Source organism: Sinorhizobium fredii USDA 257, assembly GCF_000265205.3.
GTDB classification, from domain to species: Bacteria; Pseudomonadota; Alphaproteobacteria; order Rhizobiales; family Rhizobiaceae; genus Sinorhizobium; species Sinorhizobium fredii_B.
Genome location: NC_018000.1, coordinates 519,810 through 537,442, shown reverse-complemented (window position 1 = coordinate 537,442; position 17,633 = coordinate 519,810). Strand labels below are relative to the sequence as shown.

General features: G+C 63.5%; 16 protein-coding genes. 9 read left to right on the top strand and 7 right to left on the bottom strand.

What is annotated here, in order from left to right; genetic code table 11:
- Window positions 1-37 precede the first annotated feature (37 nt).
- Complete coding sequence (glcE, locus tag USDA257_RS02400; protein WP_014761280.1) at window positions 38-1,249, bottom strand: glycolate oxidase subunit GlcE; 1,212 nt, start codon at window positions 1,247-1,249, stop codon at window positions 38-40.
- Complete coding sequence (locus USDA257_RS02395; RefSeq protein ID WP_014761279.1) at window positions 1,246-2,685, bottom strand: FAD-binding oxidoreductase; 1,440 nt, start codon at window positions 2,683-2,685, stop codon at window positions 1,246-1,248. Before USDA257_RS02395 ends, glcE begins: the two co-directional genes overlap by 4 nt.
- A 235-nt stretch (window positions 2,686-2,920) precedes the next feature.
- On the opposite strand from USDA257_RS02395, the gene USDA257_RS02390 reads away from it, so the two are divergent.
- On the top strand, window positions 2,921-3,817 hold the full coding sequence (locus USDA257_RS02390) for a LysR family transcriptional regulator (protein WP_014761278.1): 897 nt from the start codon (window positions 2,921-2,923) through the stop codon (window positions 3,815-3,817).
- 12 nt (window positions 3,818-3,829) lie between these two features.
- On the opposite strand, the gene USDA257_RS02385 is transcribed toward USDA257_RS02390, so the two are convergent.
- Window positions 3,830-5,104, bottom strand: a complete 1,275-nt coding sequence (locus USDA257_RS02385; RefSeq protein WP_014761277.1) for a DUF3422 family protein — start codon at window positions 5,102-5,104, stop codon at window positions 3,830-3,832.
- A 210-nt stretch (window positions 5,105-5,314) separates the two neighbouring features.
- Here USDA257_RS02385 and USDA257_RS02380 point away from each other — a divergent pair, with 210 nt between their 5' ends.
- The 6 genes from USDA257_RS02380 (at window position 5,315) to USDA257_RS02355 (ending at window position 11,704) form a co-directional block, all read left to right on the top strand.
- Entirely contained in the window at window positions 5,315-6,106 is a 792-nt protein-coding gene (locus tag USDA257_RS02380; RefSeq protein WP_080605737.1) for a FadR/GntR family transcriptional regulator, read from the top strand.
- A 254-nt stretch (window positions 6,107-6,360) separates the two neighbouring features.
- Window positions 6,361-6,867, top strand: coding sequence for an NUDIX hydrolase (locus USDA257_RS02375; protein WP_041413856.1), 507 nt, complete (start codon window positions 6,361-6,363; stop codon window positions 6,865-6,867).
- A 114-nt stretch (window positions 6,868-6,981) separates the two neighbouring features.
- A complete protein-coding gene (locus USDA257_RS02370; RefSeq protein WP_014761274.1) occupies window positions 6,982-8,484 on the top strand; it encodes an inorganic phosphate transporter in 1,503 nt (500 codons plus the stop codon).
- A gap of 11 nt (window positions 8,485-8,495) precedes the next feature.
- Window positions 8,496-9,233 carry a 16S rRNA (uracil(1498)-N(3))-methyltransferase gene (locus USDA257_RS02365; protein ID WP_014761273.1) on the top strand — a complete coding sequence of 246 codons (738 nt, stop codon included), beginning with the start codon at window positions 8,496-8,498 and terminating at the stop codon, window positions 9,231-9,233.
- A gap of 178 nt (window positions 9,234-9,411) precedes the next feature.
- The gene (locus tag USDA257_RS02360) at window positions 9,412-10,785 is read left to right on the top strand and encodes a glutamate--cysteine ligase (protein WP_014761271.1); all 1,374 of its coding nucleotides are present in this window, start codon (window positions 9,412-9,414) and stop codon (window positions 10,783-10,785) included.
- 100 nt (window positions 10,786-10,885) lie between these two features.
- Window positions 10,886-11,704, top strand: a complete 819-nt coding sequence (locus USDA257_RS02355) for a DUF937 domain-containing protein (RefSeq protein WP_014761270.1) — start codon at window positions 10,886-10,888, stop codon at window positions 11,702-11,704.
- A 296-nt stretch (window positions 11,705-12,000) separates the two neighbouring features.
- On the opposite strand, the gene USDA257_RS02350 is transcribed toward USDA257_RS02355, so the two are convergent.
- A complete protein-coding gene (locus tag USDA257_RS02350) occupies window positions 12,001-12,297 on the bottom strand; it encodes a DUF1127 domain-containing protein (RefSeq protein WP_014761269.1) in 297 nt (98 codons plus the stop codon).
- A gap of 206 nt (window positions 12,298-12,503) precedes the next feature.
- On the opposite strand from USDA257_RS02350, the gene USDA257_RS02345 reads away from it, so the two are divergent.
- Together USDA257_RS02345 and oxyR are read left to right on the top strand one after the other, a co-directional pair.
- On the top strand, window positions 12,504-13,454 hold the full coding sequence (locus USDA257_RS02345; RefSeq protein ID WP_014761268.1) for a LysR substrate-binding domain-containing protein: 951 nt from the start codon (window positions 12,504-12,506) through the stop codon (window positions 13,452-13,454).
- 113 nt (window positions 13,455-13,567) lie between these two features.
- A complete protein-coding gene (gene oxyR / locus USDA257_RS02340) occupies window positions 13,568-14,485 on the top strand; it encodes a hydrogen peroxide-inducible genes activator OxyR (RefSeq protein ID WP_014761267.1) in 918 nt (305 codons plus the stop codon).
- Between the two features lie 38 nt (window positions 14,486-14,523).
- On the opposite strand, the gene USDA257_RS02335 is transcribed toward oxyR, so the two are convergent.
- From USDA257_RS02335 to guaB, 3 genes are all read right to left on the bottom strand, one after another.
- Complete coding sequence (locus tag USDA257_RS02335) at window positions 14,524-15,399, bottom strand: dienelactone hydrolase family protein (RefSeq protein WP_014761266.1); 876 nt, start codon at window positions 15,397-15,399, stop codon at window positions 14,524-14,526.
- A 157-nt stretch (window positions 15,400-15,556) separates the two neighbouring features.
- Window positions 15,557-15,973, bottom strand: coding sequence for an MAPEG family protein (locus tag USDA257_RS02330; protein WP_014761265.1), 417 nt, complete (start codon window positions 15,971-15,973; stop codon window positions 15,557-15,559).
- Window positions 15,974-16,043: 70 nt separating this feature from the next.
- Window positions 16,044-17,546 (bottom strand): IMP dehydrogenase, encoded by a 1,503-nt coding sequence (gene guaB / locus USDA257_RS02325; RefSeq protein WP_014761264.1) that lies wholly within the window; start codon window positions 17,544-17,546, stop codon window positions 16,044-16,046.
- Between the last annotated feature and the right edge of the window lie 87 nt (window positions 17,547-17,633).

The following is a 17,633-nucleotide window of genomic DNA, read 5'->3' as shown; positions in this document are numbered from 1 at the left end:
TCCTTTCGCCTTGACGCGAATTGCGACCCGCCTGCGATCAGGCGACGGCCGCCAGCCGCCCCGGATTGAAAATCCGCGCCGGATCGAGCGAGGCACGAACGCGTTCGCTCAGTTGCGCCACCGCTGCAGCCTGCGGTTCGAAGGCCGGTATCCCGGCCCGCGCTCCGCCTTCGGCGCGGACAAGCATCGCATGTCCACCGCCCAAGGCTCGGACGTAGCGGCGAACGAGTTCGGCTTCGGGCTCGGCTTCCATGCGCAGCCAGACAAGACCGCCCTGCCAATCGTAGAATGCATCCACACCCGTCTGAAGACGCAGTGTGGCAACGAGCTGGTGCCCGGCGGACGGGGCGACCGAGACACGCCACAGAGGCCTTGCGGTACCGTCCGCATAAGGCTTCACGTCGCGGATCTCGGTCCAGAGGGCCTTCGTCTGGCTGGCATCGAGCTGCGAGCCGGGACCGAAACGCGACAGCGCCGCGACGAGCTTTTCGGAGCGCATCTCTACCGACGCCGCCAAGCCTTCGAGCCTCAGCACGGTCGCCGCTCCCTCGGGCAACACGCCATCGATGAAGCGGCCGCGCACGCTTTCGGGCAGATGCGCCGCGCCCGACACCTCCACTGGCTGAGCCATCGCCTCGGCCATGACGGCGGCTGCTTCCGCATCGTTCAGACCCGAGACAACGACAGTGCCGGCCGCCGGCGGTACTGGCAGCACCTTGAAGGTAACTTCCGTCAGGATGCCGAGCGTCCCGTAGGAGCCCGCCATCAGCTTGACGAGATCGAGCCCGGTGACGTTTTTCATGACGCGGCCGCCGGCCTTGATCAGCTCGCCGCGGCCATTGACGAAACGCACGCCGAGCAGGTTGTCGCGGGCGGCCCCGGCAACATAGCGGCGGGGACCGGAGATATTGGCCGCGAAGACACCGCCGATCGTTGGGTCGCCGGTCGTTCCGAAAATCGGGCGATGATCCATTGGTTCGAATGACAGCATCTGGCCATTGGCCGCGAGCGCCGCCTCGACTTCCGCAAGCGGCGTCCCGGCGAGTGCGCTCATGGTCATCTCCGCCGGATTGTAGGTGACGATGCCGGAAAGACGCCGCGTCGAAAGCGTCCGGTCCGCCCGCACGGGATTTCCGAGCCCCGAGCGCGTCCCGCCGCCGACAATGGCAAGCGTGACGCGCTCTGCCGCTGCCGAGCGCACCACGGAGGCGATCCCCTCCTCGCTTGCCGGTTCGAAATGAACGATCATGCGGCAGGCCGTCCTTCGAGCGGAAATACTTTCGACGGATTCAGAAGCCATTGCGGATCGAAGGCCGCACGCACCGCCATCTGCTGGTCGAGATCGGCCTTGTTGTACTGATACCGCATCAGGTCCCGCTTCTCGATGCCGACCCCGTGCTCGCCCGTCAGACAGCCGCCCGCCTCGACGCAGAGCTTCAGGATGTCATTGCCGGCCGCCTCGGCGCGCGCCGCATCCGCCGGATCGTTGATGTTATAGAGGATCAGCGGATGCATGTTACCGTCGCCGGCATGGAACACATTGGCGACGCGGAGCCCGTAGCTCGCGACGATCTCGCCGGTCCTGCGCAATACGTGAGAAAGTTGGCTCAGCGGAACCGTGCCGTCCATGCAGATATAGTCCGCGACCCGGCCGGTGGCGCCGAAGGCGGATTTCCGGCCCTTCCAGATCAGCGCCGCCTCGAGCGCCGATTGCGATTCCTTGATCGTCATGACGCTGTGACGCCGGGCGATCTCGATAATGCTCTGAAGCATCGCGTCCATCTCCGCCTCGGAGCCCTCGACCTCGACGATCAGCAGGGCCTCGACATCGAGCGGGTAGCCGGCATGGGCAAAGGCCTCGCAGATCTCGATCGCCGGCCTGTCCATGAATTCGATCGCCACCGGGATGATGCCCGACCCGATTATATCGGCCACACAGGAACCGGCCGCCTCCGACGAGGCGAAGCCGAACAAGACGGGGCGCGCGCCTTCCGGCTTGGCGATCAGCCGGACCGTCGCCTCCGTGACGATGCCGAGCTGGCCCTCCGAGCCGCAGACGAGACCAAGCAGATCGTAGCCGGGTGCATCGAGCGCCCTGCCGCCGAGCTCGATCACCGTGCCGTCGAAGAGCACCATCTTGGCGCCCAGCAGGTTGTTGGTCGTGACTCCGTATTTCAGGCAATGGGCGCCGCCGGAATTCATGCCGATGTTGCCGCCGATCGTGCAGGCAAGCTGCGAGCTCGGATCGGGCGCATAGAAGAAGCCGTCGGCACTCACCGCCTCGGAAATGTTGAGATTGGTGACGCCCGCCTGAACCGTGGCCGTGCGGTTGAAGAGGTCGACATCGAGAATGCGCGACATCTTCGAGAGGCCGACGACGATCGCGTCCTCCTGCGGGATGGCGCCTCCGGAGAGCGAGGTGCCGGCGCCGCGCGGCACGACCGGGATCCCGTAGCGGCTGCAATATTTGAGGATGGCGGAGACGTGCTCGGTCGTCTCCGGCAGGACGACGGCGAGCGGCAGGCGGCGATAGGCGAGAAAAGCGTCCGTCTCGAAGGGCTTCAGCCCCCGCTCGTCGCTGATCAGGCAGCCTTCCGGCAAGAGGTCGGCGAGGTCGGCGATGATCTCCCCGCGGCGGTCGAGGACGGCCTGCCTGGGTTTCAGGAATCCGATCGTCTCCGTCATGATCTCCTCCAACCAAATGCGTCACCAGTGGTCTTTTTTGTTTACCACTGGAGCGACGCAAGGAACAGTGCAAGTCGCTTCCGCCCGTATCCTTCGCCGCAACCTCTCAGAATCGATCACGTTTATGATTTGAATCTAGAGCATTTCGTCCGCTTTGTGAAAGCAGGATACGCTGGTAGAGGCATTGGCCAACTGCTATTCATCCTTTCCTTTCCGGAAACAATGGTCACGATTGATGACGAACCTTGGCGATCTCGAAGTCTTTGCGCGAGTCGTTGCGACCGGCAGCATGTCGGCGGCGGCACGCGCGCTCGACCTTTCCGCGGCGGTGATCTCCAAGCGCGTCAAGCGGCTCGAGGAGAGGCTCGGCACGCGTCTTCTGCAGCGCACGACACGGCAGGTCTCCCTGACGGAAGCCGGACAGGGCTTCTACGACCGTGTCCTTGGCGTCCTCACCGGCATAGAGGAAGCGGAGGCCTATGCGTCCGGGCGTTCGTCGCAGGCTCAGGGCACCCTGCGCATCACGGCGCCCACCTCCTTCGGTCGCATGCACATCGCGCCGCATCTGACCGATTTCATGAAGGACCATCCCGACCTGAAGCTCCATATCGTGCTCAGCGACGCGTTCAGCGATATTGTCGCCGAGGGGTACGACATTGCCATTCGGATTGGCGAGCTCACCGATTCGAGCCTCGTCGCCCGCAAGCTCGCGCCGGTCCGTCGCCTGCTCTGCGCGGCACCGGACTATCTCGCCCGGCACGGCGCGCCCAAGGAAATCGGCGACCTGGCGCAGCATATCTGCCTGCCGGCCCACAACAACGAGAATTGGAAACTGGAAGGTCCGGGCGGTTCGCTCGCCTACCGCCCGGAGGGGCCGCTCGTCACCAATTCGTCGGAGATCATCCGCGCCGCGGTGATCGCCGGAGCGGGCATCGCGCTCCGCTCGACCTGGGACATCAGCACGGAACTGCGCGACGGGCGCCTGGTCCAGGTGCTGCCGGAATGGGAAGGATCACACGGACTGACGCTCTCGGCCATCTATCCGAGCCGGCAGTTTCTGCCCGCCAAGGTGCGGCTCTTCGTCGACTATCTTGCGGCCCTCTATGGCCCCGTTCCCTATTGGGAGCAGTAGTCCGGCGAGCCGCTATTTCTGCGCGCTTTCCTCGTGATGGCGGCGAATACGGCGGACGATGAGCCAGACACCGGTGACCACAAAAGGCACCGCAAGGCCGGTCAGCACGCCAGGATCGACTGGAATCTCGTGGCTCACCGCCTTGGCGAGATAGCCGAACAGCCCAATGACATAGTAGGAGATCGCGGCAACGGAGAGGCCCTCGACCGTCTGCTGCAGGCGCAACTGCAGTTTCGCCCGCCGGTCCATCGAGTTGAGCAGGGCACTGTTCTGCCGTTCGAGTTCGACGTCGATCCAGCTTCTCAGCAGCGCCGTTGCACGGGCGAGCTTGCGTGAAAGATTGGCCTGCCGCTCCTCGACCGACTGGCAGGTTCGCATCGCCGGCGCCAGTCTGCGTTCGAGAAAGGTGCCGATCGTCTCGTAACCGGGTACCGGCATTTCGGAGAGCGTGCGGATGCGTTCCTGGACGATGCCGTAATAGGCGCGGCTCGCTCCGAAGCGATAGAGGCTGAGCGCAGCGCCGGCTTCGAGGTCGGCGGCAAGCCGGGTGATTTCCGCCAGCATCTCGTCCGCTTCCTCGCGGACATTCTCCTTCATGCGCTGGGTGACGGCGGTCAGGCCATCCTCGGTCCGGCGGATTGCCGGCGACAGCGATTGCGCCAGCGGCAGGCCGAGCATGGCCAGCGTGCGATAGGTCTCGATGTCGAGCAGGCGCTGGACCAGGGCACCCGTGCCCGCCTCCGTCATGCCCCGGTCGATGATGAGGATTTGGGTGAGACCATCGCCGTTCTGCCGGAAGTCGGTCAGCAGCACGGCCTGGCCGTTCTTGGTCTCGCTGTAACAGAGGCTCGTCGGATCGAAGGCCTTGATCGCTTCGCGGGTTTCAGGCGTATCGGGACGGATTTCGAGGCGAATTCCGGCAATCAGCAGACCCGGCGGAGAGAAGCCGTCGCCGAAGGGGTGGATCGGCACCTCGCCGCCGAAGCGTTCCGGCGCTGGCGCGTCCCAGAAATAGGTGGAGAACTCGGTGTGCCGTTCCCAGCGCAACGTCCCCTGCCCCCAGGGCATGGCGTGGTGGTTTGCATCGCGACCGGGCGGGGCGATGCCGCGCGAGCGCGACAGTTCCGCGAGCACGGCATGGTCGACGGTGGAGCCGCCTTCGGTGATGAAGGCGAGTTGAAAGATGACGCGTGGCGTCGTCACCAGCGCATAGGGCCGCGAATGAATTTCGCCGAGCGCCTGGGCGCGCAGGGGCGCCGCTGGAAATCCAAAACTTGCCTTCGCCATGAAGCGTTTCATCCCCCTCACGCGTTCATAACCGTTTACTTATCAACCGGGGGAGCAAAAAGAACAGGACGCATTGACGCAGTTTGACTTTTGTCAGCGGCGGCTCGCCAAGTGGGCAATCAATTTGACCACTTGATAGGTCCTGCTAGATTGCTGCCGGTGACGGGAACAGGTGGGGCCATGCGCGTTCCGTCCGTGGGAGAATTTGCCGTGACCGAAGACCAGAGCGACCTCTATGCGCGTATCAGCCACAGCCGCACGGCGGACGAGGTCGTCCAGCAGATCGAGCTTCTGATCCTGGAGGGTGTGCTGCGCGACGGGGACCGGCTGCCGGGCGAACGGGACCTGTCGAAAAGGCTCGACGTATCGCGGCCGATCCTGCGTGAGGCGCTGAAGGAACTGGAAGCGCGCGGGCTGGTCGAGAGCCGCCACGGTGGGGGCACCTTCGTCGCCGACGTGGTCGGCCAGATCTTCTCGAAACCGCTGATCGAGCTCATCGGCCGTCATCACAAGGCGACACAGGATTATCTCGAATACCGGCGCGAGCTCGAGGGCCTGACGGCGGAACTCGCCGCGACGCGCGCCACGGACTTCGACCGCGACCTTCTCACCCGCCTCATCGAGCGCATGCGCGAGGCGCACGCGAGCGGCAATTTCGACGACGAGCTCGAAGCGGACGTCGAACTGCACAACGCGATCGGCGAAAGCGCCCACAACATCATTCTGCTGCACACGCTGAGGGCCTGCTATCGGCTCCTGACCCAAGGCATCTTCTTTCATCGCAGCTCGGTCTTCGGCGCACCGGGCGCGCGCGACCGGCTGCTTGCGCAGCACGAGGCGATCTACACCGCCATCATGGCGCGCGACCCCGATGCCGCCAAGGCGGCAGCACAAAGCCATATCGACTTCGTCGCCGCCGCGGCGCGCGAGGCGGAGCGCAGCGGCGAATGGGCCCGCATCGCGCGGCTGCGCCTCAAGCAGCGCGACCGCGCCGGCTCATAGGCTCAGGATCCCCCGGGAGCGCCCGCCCCAACGTTCCTAGACTCCATTGGAAATGAATACGACCGACGATGTCGCTTTCTGGCAAGCGGCGCGGAGAAGCATTACATGTATTCGCAACGAGGTTCCGCTCACGGAACCACAACGCTTGTTATCGGTTATTGATCGGCGGACGTCATTTACACGCAAGTCAGACGCGCCATAATTTCGAATGGCTGATTTTGAGAAATGTGATTCGTAGAGGAGTATCGATTCCCTTGAACCTCTTGCACCGGCTAGCTTCTGATGTGCATTTGATGCTACGTCGACCTGCGCGCATGCAATATGCCGCGCTGTGCTACCGCATTCGCAAGAAGACGAAGTCTCCGGAAATTCTCCTGCTCACCAGTCGCGACACGGGCCGTTGGGTCATTCCCAAGGGTTGGCCGATGCAGGGCAAATGGGCGCATGAAGTCGCCGAACGCGAGGCCTATGAAGAGGCCGGCGTCAAGGGGACGGTGCAGAAGGCCGCGATCGGCTCCTATGTTTACCAGAAGCGTATGGACCATGGGCTGAAGATTCCCTGCAAGGTTCAGGTCCACGCCCTCGAAGTCGACAATCTTTGCAAGAATTTTCCCGAGAAGGGCGAGCGAAAGCTCGAGTGGGTCGACTACGAGGAGGCGGCCAGGCGCGTCGCCGAACCTTCGCTGAAGGAACTTATACTCGGCTTCGGAAAGCGAATGGCCGCCGCCCGGCCGCCACAACCCGCCGCATCCGAAGACTGACGGCCCGGCGGCCAATGCCCACCTGGTCCGCCTTTCCGCCACAAACCTTTTCAAAACCGCTTGAATGCGCCGTCGCGGACAGCTACTGGCGAATATGACAATGGAGAAATATTTGTGGCCAGGCCGCGCCTCGAAAAGCTGACGCTCGACAAGGATCTCGACAAAGTCAGCCTTGCCGAGGAGGCGTCGCAGTTTGTGATGCGCGGGCTTGCCGCCCCCGGCTTCGGGCTGCTCTTCCTGATCCTCAGCATGGCATTCGCCGCGAGCTATTTCACAGGCGCGTCCGGCACGGCCATTGTCGTGGCGGGGGCCGCTGTCGCCGCCTATATGGCGATGAACATCGGCGCCAACGACGTAACCAACAATGTCGGAGCCGCGGTCGGCGCGAAGGCCATGACGATGGCGACGGCGCTCGGCATAGCCGCCGTCTTCGAAATTGCCGGAGCCGTGATCGCCGGGCGCAAGGTGACGCTCACCATCGAGGCCGGCATCATCGACGGAGCACGGTTACTCAGCCCCGAGATCCTGGTCTGGGTGATGATGGCGGCGCTGCTGTCTGCGGCAGTCTGGATCAACATCGCCACCTACGCCCGCGCCCCGGTCTCGACCACCCACTCCATCGTCGGCGGCATCATCGGCGCCGGCCTGGCGGCGGAGGGCTTTGCCAGCGTCAAATGGTGGACGATCGCCGGGATCACCGCGAGCTGGTCGGTCTCTCCCCTGCTCGGTGGCACCATCGCCGCCCTCTTCCTTGCATTCCTCAAGGAATTCATCATCTACCGCGACGACAAGATCGAGGCGGCACGGCTTTGGATGCCGATCGTGCTCGGCGTCACGGCAGGGGCTTTCACCGCCTATGTGGCGACCTTCGGGCTTGCCCATCTGCAGGTGATTTCGCTCCGGACGGGTCTCCTTATCGGCGCCTTCGCCGGCATTGCCTGTTACGGGCTGTGCAAGCCGTGGATTCATCGCCAGTCCGAGGGGCTCGAGAACCGCAACCAGTCGCTTCGCAAGCTGTTCCGCCTGCCGCTCATCTTCTCCGCCGCGCTGCTTTCCTTCGCCCACGGAGCCAATGACGTATCGAATGCCATCGGGCCCCTGTCGGCAATCGTCTCGGCGGTGAACGGCACGATGTCGACGGCGCGCTCGTTGGCACCCTTCTGGGTGCTGCTTATTGGCGCTTTCGGCATTGCGCTGGGCTTGCTCCTCTACGGCCCGATCCTGATCCGCGTCGTCGGCGAGGAGATCACCCGCCTCAATCCGATGCGCGCCTTCTGCGTCGCACTGGCGACGGCGGTCACCGTCCTCCTGGCATCGGCTCTGGGCTTGCCGATCAGTTCCACCCATACGGCGGTCGGCGCCGTCTTCGGCGTCGGCTTCTTCCGCGAATGGTACACGCGCCATTCCCGACGCCGGCTGCAACATGTCCGGCGGAAGTCCGGGAAAAGCGACTTCATGGAAGAGGCGATCGAAACGAATTTTGCCGAAGTGCGCCGCCGCCGGCTGGTGCGCCGCTCCTACTTTCTGACGATCGTCGCCGCCTGGGTGATCACGCTTCCCGCCTCCGCACTGCTCTCGGCGCTCTTCTATCGCCTCCTCGCCGGCCTGTTTCTGTGAGGGCAATCGAAATGCGCGCCAATTTTCGCATGCAGCGACTGTTCGTCGGAAGCCCGCTTCACACGGGAGCAAGGCACGAGGCCACCAAGGAGCAGTTCAACTATCTCGTCAACGTACTGCGCCTCGACGAGAGCTCGTCGATCCTGCTCTTCAACGGACGAGACGGCGAGTGGCGTGCGGAATTGTCCCTGCCGTCCCGAAAGCACCTGGTTCTCACCGCAACCGAGCAGACGCGTCCGCAGCCCGCCCCCTCAGACCTCGCCTATCTGTTTGCTCCGCTCAAGGTGGGCCGGCTCGACTACCTTGTTCAGAAGGCTGTCGAGATGGGCGCCGGGGTGCTGCAGCCGGTGATGACCCAGCATGTGCAGGGCAAGCTCGGCAATCTCGACCGGCTTCGCGCCAATGTCATCGAGGCCGCGGAGCAATGCGGGGTTCTCGGCATTCCCGAGGTGGAGACGCCGCGAAAGCTCGAAGAGCTCCTGGCGAACTGGCCGCGCGATCGGCGCATCATCTTCTGCGACGAGAGCAACGAGAGCCAGAACCCGCTGCCGATCTTGGGCGGGATCAGCGAGCGTCGGCTCGCCCTGCTGATCGGCCCGGAGGGCGGTTTCTCGGAAGCAGAGCGGGTGCTCTTGCGCAGCCTCGATTTCGTCACCGCCATCCCGCTTGGACCGCGAATCCTGCGCGCCGATACGGCGGCGGTGGCCGCGCTGGCGCTCATCCAGGCAACGCTTGGCGACTGGAAATGAAGCCCCGATGCTGGGAGCTTTGGCCGTCTCACAGGGCGTGCGACGGCGGAGGGCTTGCGCGGAGTTTTTTTGAGGGCATCTTGAAAGAAATTGACTTGCACCGCACTTGATTACGGTTCAAGCACCCTCCATCCAGTCCTGCTGCCGGCGGGATCCCGCACATACGAAGAAGACGAATATGGCCCGAGACACCACCGATCAGACGCCGGTCACCTCTGTTGCCGACCTGACCGCCTACCTCGCGTCCGGATCGAAGCCGAAGGAGAGGTTTCGGATCGGCACGGAGCACGAGAAATTCGCCTTCTTCAAGGCGGACAACAGCCCGGTGCCCTATTTCGGCGAGGCCAGCATCCAGGCCCTCTTGAAGGGCATGGCTGAAAGGAACGGCTGGGAGCCGATCGTCGACGAGGGCAACATCATCGGCCTTGCCGAACGCGAGGGCAATGGCGCTATCTCGCTGGAGCCCGGCGGCCAGTTCGAGCTTTCCGGGGCGCCGCTCGAGAACCTGCATCAAACCTGTAAGGAATCGAACCAGCACCTTGCCGTGCTCCGCGAAATCGCCGAGCCGCTCGGCATCCGCTTCCTCGGCATCGGCGGCAGCCCCAAGTGGACCTTTGAAGAGACGCCGCGCATGCCGAAGTCGCGCTACGCGATCATGACGCGCTACATGCCGAAGGTCGGAACCCAGGGCCTCGACATGATGTACCGCACCTGCACGATCCAGGTGAATCTCGATTTCTCCTCCGAGGAGGACATGCGACGCAAGATGCAGGTCTCGATGAAGCTGCAGTCGCTCGCCACCGCCCTCTTCGCCAGCTCGCCGTTTACCGAGGGCAAGCCGAACGGACTGCTCTCGTGGCGGGGAGAGATCTGGCGCGACACCGACAACCGCCGCGCCGGTCTCCTGCCGGCGTCCTTCAGGCCGGACTTCGGCTTCGCCGATTACGTCGAATGGGCGCTCGACGTGCCAATGTATTTCGTCGTACGCGACGGCCATTATCATGACTGTACCCATGTTACCTTCCGCCAGTTCATGAATGGGGCGTTGAAGGGTGAGATCGCCGATTGGCAGCCAACCATGGGCGACTGGACGAATCATCTTTCGACCCTCTTCCCCGACGTCCGGCTGAAGCGCTTCCTCGAGATGCGCGGCGCCGACGGCGGACCATGGCGGCGCATCTGTGCGCTGCCTGCCTTCTGGGTGGGCCTGCTCTATGACGAGCAGGCGTTGGCCGATGCCGAGGCGCTGACCCGTGACTGGAGCTACGACGAGGTTCAGGCGCTGAGGGACGCAGTCCCCGCTGAGGGGCTGGCCGCGAAGTTCAGAACGGCGTCGCTGCTCGACATCGCCCGCGAGGTGCTGGCGATTTCGCGCGCCGGGCTGAGACGACGCAACCGCCTGAATGGCGACGGCATTAACGAGAGTCATTTCCTGGAACCGCTCGACGAGGTTCTGGCGAAGAAGGCGACGCTCGCCGAGGACCTGCTGGCGCTCTACAACGGCCGCTGGAACCGCTCCGTCGATCCGGTCTTCACGGAATACCAATACTAAGCAGAGGAACACGCCCAGCCCCCGAACAAAAAGCGTTTCCAGAGCCTCGATTCCCGTTATAGTGCAATGACATGCGTCACTCGCCCGGGAAGGAATCGCCATGGCACCGCTTTTTGACATGTTCGCACAAGCGCAGAATGGCCAGGCGATCGATCTGATGGCGAAGCAATTCGGCTTGGCCCAGGAGCAGATGGCGAAGGCGACCGCGGCGCTGATGCCGGCCTTTTCCACGGGTTTCAAGCGCAACACCGCCAATCCCTATGATTTCGGGGCGCTGCTCACGGCACTCTCGACCGGCAATTATGTGAAGTATTTCGAGGATATGAGGCAGGCCTTCACACCTCAGGGGGTGGCGGACGGCAACGACATCCTCGGCCAGCTATTCGGCTCGAAGGAGATGTCGCGGGCGATCGCGGCGCAGGCGGCGCAGATGACCGGCATCGGCCAGGAAGTCTACAAGCAGATGCTGCCGGTGATGGCGACCACACTCATGGGCGGTCTCTTCAAGGAGACGACCAGCCAGGTGAACGAAGCGCTCGCCAACAATCCGATGATGACGCTGATGCGGCAATGGATGGAGGCGACCGGCTTCGCCAAGAAGCCCGAGCCTATTCCGAACCCGTTCGACAACCCTTTCACCCAGGCGATGCAGGGGTTTTTCAGTGCCGGCAAGACACAAGAAAAAGCAAAAACGCCTGACCTTTTCGCCGACAATCCCTTCTTCAAGGCGTATCAGGACATGATGCGCAGCAGCAGTTCGGCGGCCGAGAAGCCGCCTCAGGAAAACCCTGCCTTCGCGCAGTTCTCGCAGATGATGAACAGCATGTTCGACACGGGTCTGGAGATGCAGAAGGAATACCAGAAGAATATCGATGCCCTTTTCGAGAGCTACACGAAGGGCTCCGAAGACAAGGCTTGAATTTGCCACCTAGTCCTCTCGCCGAGCGCGGAGAGAAGGGAGCGGTATGAGGGGGACCGTCCCTGTATGCAGTCTTGTGCCCCTCGGTGAAGCCGCCAGAAAAAAGCCCGGTACATGTCTTGGCATGTACCGGGCAAGCGGCAGGGTCTATTGGCTTATACCCTGCGGGGAACGGATCGGTGATAAGCACCACCGTAACTGGAATTTCGCGGCATGATCCGCGCGATGGCGGCAGGCTTTCGCCGGATCATGCCGCAAATGACGCATCCGAGGCGGGGGGACGCGCCATGGGCTCATCAATCGTGGCGGACACCCCTGTAGAAGAGGCATGCCCGATTTCGCGACGCGCGCGTCAGGAAGCTGCCCGGATTCTCGAAGAAGGACGAGGTCATGGCCTCGTGCAGATCTTCCCGTTTCAGCCCCATGTCGAGCAGTTGCCGATCGTCGAGATCGTGGAGACGCGCAATCTGACAGCGGTTTCGGTACAGGCGCCAGACAGCCGTCAGCACGCCGATGACACCTGCCGTGCGGGACGCAAGCGACGGCTTGCCTGCAGCGAGGTCGAGATCGAGGGCGTGTTGGGTCGTGCGCATGACGGTACTCCTTTTTCAGGCACGAAGATGCCCGCCCCCTGCGGGGAGGTCAGACGCAGGGGTAGGCGGGAACGGTTTGGCTGGTCGGCGGTGACGTCGCCGGGAAGATTGACGTGATTTGCACGCTATGAATCGCAAATGCTTATTGATCAGTCCAACGAATGTTTCTAATGATATTCATCAAACAATTTTATGGGTATTCGGCCATGTCCGCACCGCTCGATATCGATCAGTTGCAAACATTCGTCGCCATTGCCGATACGGGCAGCTTCACCAAGGCCGCCGACCGCGTCTTCAAGACCCAGTCGGCGGTGTCGATGCAGATGCGCCGCCTGGAGGAACGCATCGGCAAGCCGCTGTTCATCAAAGACGGGCGCGGCAACCGGTTGACCGTCGAGGGCGACAGGCTGTTGAATTTCGCCCGGCGGATGCTCCGCCTCAACAACGAGGCGATCGCCTCCTTCGACGACAACAGGCTCGAAGGTACGCTTCGGATCGGCACACCCGACGACTATGCCGATCGCTACATGCCCGAGATCATCGTCCGCTTCGCGAAAACGCATCCAAATGTCGAACTCTACATCGTCTGCGAGCCTTCGGCGGATCTCGCCGAGAAGATGGCGAAGGGCGACCTCGACATCGCGCTCGTTACTCACAACCCGCGGGCGCGGGCATCGGACGTGGTCAGGACCGAACCGCTCTGCTGGGTCAGTTCGATCAACCATCCGCTTCCGGAAAATGCGCCGATCCCGCTCGCCGTCGGACGCCGCGACTGTCTGTGGCGGCAGGCTGCCTGTGCCGCGCTCGATGCGACGGGCCGCGAGTATCAGATCCTGTTCACAAGCTGGTCATCGACCGTCGTCGCCGCCGCGGTGCTCGCCGGCATGGCCGTCTCCGTGCTGCCGGAGTCCGCTCTCCGTCCCGGCATGAAGGTGCTGACGCTCGCGGACGGGTTCCCGGCGCTCGCGCCCGTACAGATCGGCATCATGAAGCGGCCCGGCCTTTCGCCGTCGCTGTCGAACGCGATCACCAGCCACATCACCGCCTGCCTCGACAACATCACGCCGATTGCGGTCAACGACGACCTCGACAACGATATCAAGGGCTATCCGCGCTACCCGCGTCTCAGGCAGAGCCATATGTTGCCGGGCTGGTAAGCCGCCTCACAGGCAATTGGACGAAGGCCACGCCTTTTGCCAGGCGTGGCCATATTCTATTTTGATAATCTGCAATTGTGCTCATGTCTTTTTTTCAATAAGCATTTCCTATCATGCTGACGCTTCGACAGATGCGCTATTTCGATGCTCTCGCGACCGCCCGCCATTTCGGCCGCGCGGCCGAGCTCGCCCATGTCAGCCAGCCGGCGCTTTCGGCGCAGATCATGGAGATGGAAGGGCATCTCGGGGTCAAGCTGGTCGAGAGAAGCCGCGGCGGCGTGTTTCTGACCGGCAAGGGCGAAGACGTCCTGGCGAGGGTGCGGGCCATCCTGTCCGATGTCGACAGGCTTGAGGAGAGTGCCCGGGCGAACTCCGGAACGCTCGAAGGGCGCGTTCGCCTTGGTATCATTCCGACGCTGGCGCCTTACCTGGTGCCGCAGCTCATTCCCTATCTGCGCGCCCGATACGCAGGGATCGAAATCGAGCTCAAGGAGTCGCTGACCGACAGGCTGGTCGCCGATCTTGGCGACGGTCGGCTCGACGCAATCGTCGCCGCGTTGCCGATCGATGCCGATGGCATCACCACGCGCCCGCTGTTTTCGGACCGTTTTTACATGGCGGTCGCAGACAACGACCGGAACGTGCTGATGTCGCCGCTGACCGAGGCGCAGGTCGATATCTCGCAACTGCTCCTGCTCGAGGAGGGCCATTGCCTGCGCGATCAGGCGCTGGCCGTCTGCAATACCGCCGGCAAGCGGCAACTGATGAGCTTCGGCGCCACCTCCATGGCGACACTTCTGCAGATGGTGGCGAACGGCATGGGCATGACGCTCATTCCCGAGATCGCCATTCCGAGCGAAGCGGCACGCAATGCCATCCGCATCGTACCCTTTGCCGCCCCGGGGCCGGCACGCGAGATCGGGCTCATCTGGCGGCGCAGCAATCCGCGCCGGCGCGATATGGACGCGCTGGCCGAAGCGATCGTCGATTGTGCCCGCTCGATATCCAAGGAGACTGACGCTACGGGATAGGAGAACGCGCCGCGGTCCCTACCCAAATTCGTCGCGCGTCAGGCAAGCTTCGTCTTCAGGAATTCGATGGTCCGTCCCCAGGCGAGATCGGCTGCAGCCTTGTCGTAGCGGGCGGCCGAGGTATCGTTGTTGAATGCATGGTTCACGCCGTCGTAGACATAGATCGTGGCGTCCTTGCCGTTCTCCGTCAGCGCCTTGCGGTAAGCGTCGATGCCGGCATTGATGCGCACGTCGAGGCCGGCATAGTGGAGAAGCATCGCGGCCTTGATCTTCGGCACATCCTCGGCCTTCGGCTGGGAGCCGTAATAGGCGACGCCGGCCTTGAGGTCCGGAGAATTGACGGCAAGGCGATTGACCATGCCGCCACCCCAGCAGAAGCCGATCGCGCCGATATTGCCGGTACTTTCCGCGTGCCCCTTGAGGAAGGTCACGGTCGCCACCGCATTGGAATTGGCTTTACCCGCGTCGAGCGCGCCGATCATCTCGCGCGCCTTGTCCTCGTCGGCGGGCGTTCCGCCGTCTGGCGACAGGAAATCCGGAGCGAGTGCGAGGAATCCGTCGAGGGCGGCGCGACGCGCGACGTCCTTGATGTGCGGATTGAGGCCGCGATTCTCATGGATGATGATGACTGCCGGGAGCTTTCCGGACGCGTTGGCGGGTTTGACCAGATAGCCCTTCATCTCGCCATCGGCACCCGGATAGGTGATATCCTCTCCTTTGATCCGTTCGTCCGTCGCGGCGACCATTTCCGCCTTGGCGCTGTTGGCGGCCAGCATCGGGGCGATTGCCGCGGCGGCCGCCGCCGTACCGGCAAGCGCCGTCAGCCTCTCCATGAAGCGGCGGCGATCCAGTGTCAGATGCGTGTATTCGTCATAGGCATCGATCATTGCCTGGGTGATCACAGGCTTGTTCATGACGCACTCCTTCGGCGTTTTCCGAAGGCGGCGCAGCGATGGCCACACCGCCCGCCGACAGAATAGGTCAGCAGGCGGCGGGCACACGTCAAAACTGCGTTACTTGTCGTGATCTCGGGCCCGCGGTTCAAATCGAGGAGCCGGCAGACGGCGATCGTCAGTTCATCGCCATCCAGAGGGACAGCCACGCCCACATTGCTGCGAGCGTCACAAAGCCGGCCAGGAAGAGAGGACCGCGATGGCGGAGCCGGTTGCTCGTCACGTGGACGAAGGCGTGGGCATACCGGAGCGCGACGAAAAGCCAGGCGAGGCCGACGGACAGAAGGTTGTCAGCCTCCGTGACGTAGAGCAGGACGCAGCACGCATGGAAGAGCACCGGCAGCTCGAACTGGTTGGCGATGCTGTTGCGCACCACCAGGCTCTCGCTCGGCTCCTGACGGTTTTCGCGAAACTGCGACGCCTGCGCCTTGCCGGCGCGGACGACCGCAGACCGGCGCATCGACAGAAGCGCATAGAGCATGAAGACCAGTGCGACGTGGGCGACCACGGGCCAGAATATCTCAAACCCCGTCATCGGTGCTCCGCTTCAAATTCTCGGATGGGAAAGCGGTGAGTGGGACGCCGGGCGGCGTCCCACGAAGAGATCAGGCGGCGCCCGGATAGTTCGGGCTCTCGCGGGTGATCGTCACGTCATGCGCGTGGCTTTCGCGAAGGCCGGCTCCGGAGATGCGCACGAAGGTAGCGCGTTCCTGATAGTCCTTGATGGTCGCGCCGCCGACATAGCCCATCGACGCCCTGAGGCCGCCGGCGAGCTGATGCAGGACGCCGCCAACGGCCCCCTTGTAGGGAACCTGGCCCTCGATGCCTTCCGGCACAAGCTTCAGCGTGTCGCGGACTTCCGCCTGGAAATAGCGGTCTGCCGAACCGCGCGCCATGGCGCCGACCGACCCCATGCCGCGATAGGCCTTGAAGGAGCGACCTTGATAGAGGAAGACCTCGCCGGGGCTTTCCTCGGTGCCGGCGAGCAGTGAGCCGACCATGACGGCTGACGCCCCGGCGGCGATCGCCTTGGCAAGGTCGCCGGAATACTTGATGCCGCCATCAGCGATGATCGGGATGTCGAGCGCCTGCCCCGCCTCGACCGCCGCCATGATCGCGGCAAGCTGCGGTACGCCGACACCGGCGACGATGCGCGTCGTGCAGATGGAGCCGGGACCGATGCCGACCTTGACCGCATCGGCGCCAGCGTCGATCAGCGCCTTGGTGCCATCCGCCGTCGCGACGTTGCCCGCCATGATGCGGACCGAATTCGACAGCTTCTTCACACGGCCGACCGCGTCGAGCACGCGCTGCGAATGACCGTGAGCGGTATCGACGACGATCAGGTCGACGCCGGCATCGATCAGCCGCTCGGCGCGCTCGAAGCCGTCGTCACCGACACTGACAGCCGCGGCGGCGCGAAGCCGCCCCTGCGAGTCCTTGGAGGCGTTCGGGTTCAGTTGCGACTTCTCGATGTCCTTGACCGTGATGAGGCCGACGCAGCGGCCTTCCGGATCGACGACCAGCAGCTTCTCGATCCGGTGCTTGTGCAGCAGGCGCTTGGCCTCCTGCTGGTCGACGTTCTCCTTGACCGTGATCAGGTTCTCCCGCGTCATCAGCTCGTAGATCTTCTGTGCCGGATCGGAAGCGAAGCGGACGTCGCGGTTGGTGAGGATGCCGACGAGGCGGCCCTGTTTCTGGCCCCCGCTGCCGCCGTTTTCGACGACCGGGATGCCGGAAATGCCGTGCGCCTTCATCAGGCCCAGCGCATCGGCAAGCGTCGCGTCCGGTCCGATCGTCACCGGATTGACGACCATGCCGCTTTCGAACTTCTTCACCTGGCGCACCTCTTCGGCCTGCTCGGCGGGCGTCAGGTTACGGTGGATGACGCCGATGCCGCCGGCCTGGGCCATGGCGATCGCCAGGCGCGCCTCGGTGACCGTGTCCATGGCGGCGGAAAGGATCGGCAAGTTGAGATCGATATCCTGCGCGATGCGGGTGGCGATGTTCGTCTGGCCCGGCATCACCTCGGAATGTCCCGGCTGGAGCAGGACGTCGTCGAAGGTCAGAGCCTCCAGACCGGTTGCCGTTTCGATGATGCGCGCCATGGCCAGTTCCTCTTCGAATATACGAAAATCCCCGGGGACGATCAGCGACTTGTCCACCGGGTGACTTCAAAGCTTGTCTTGGAAGTT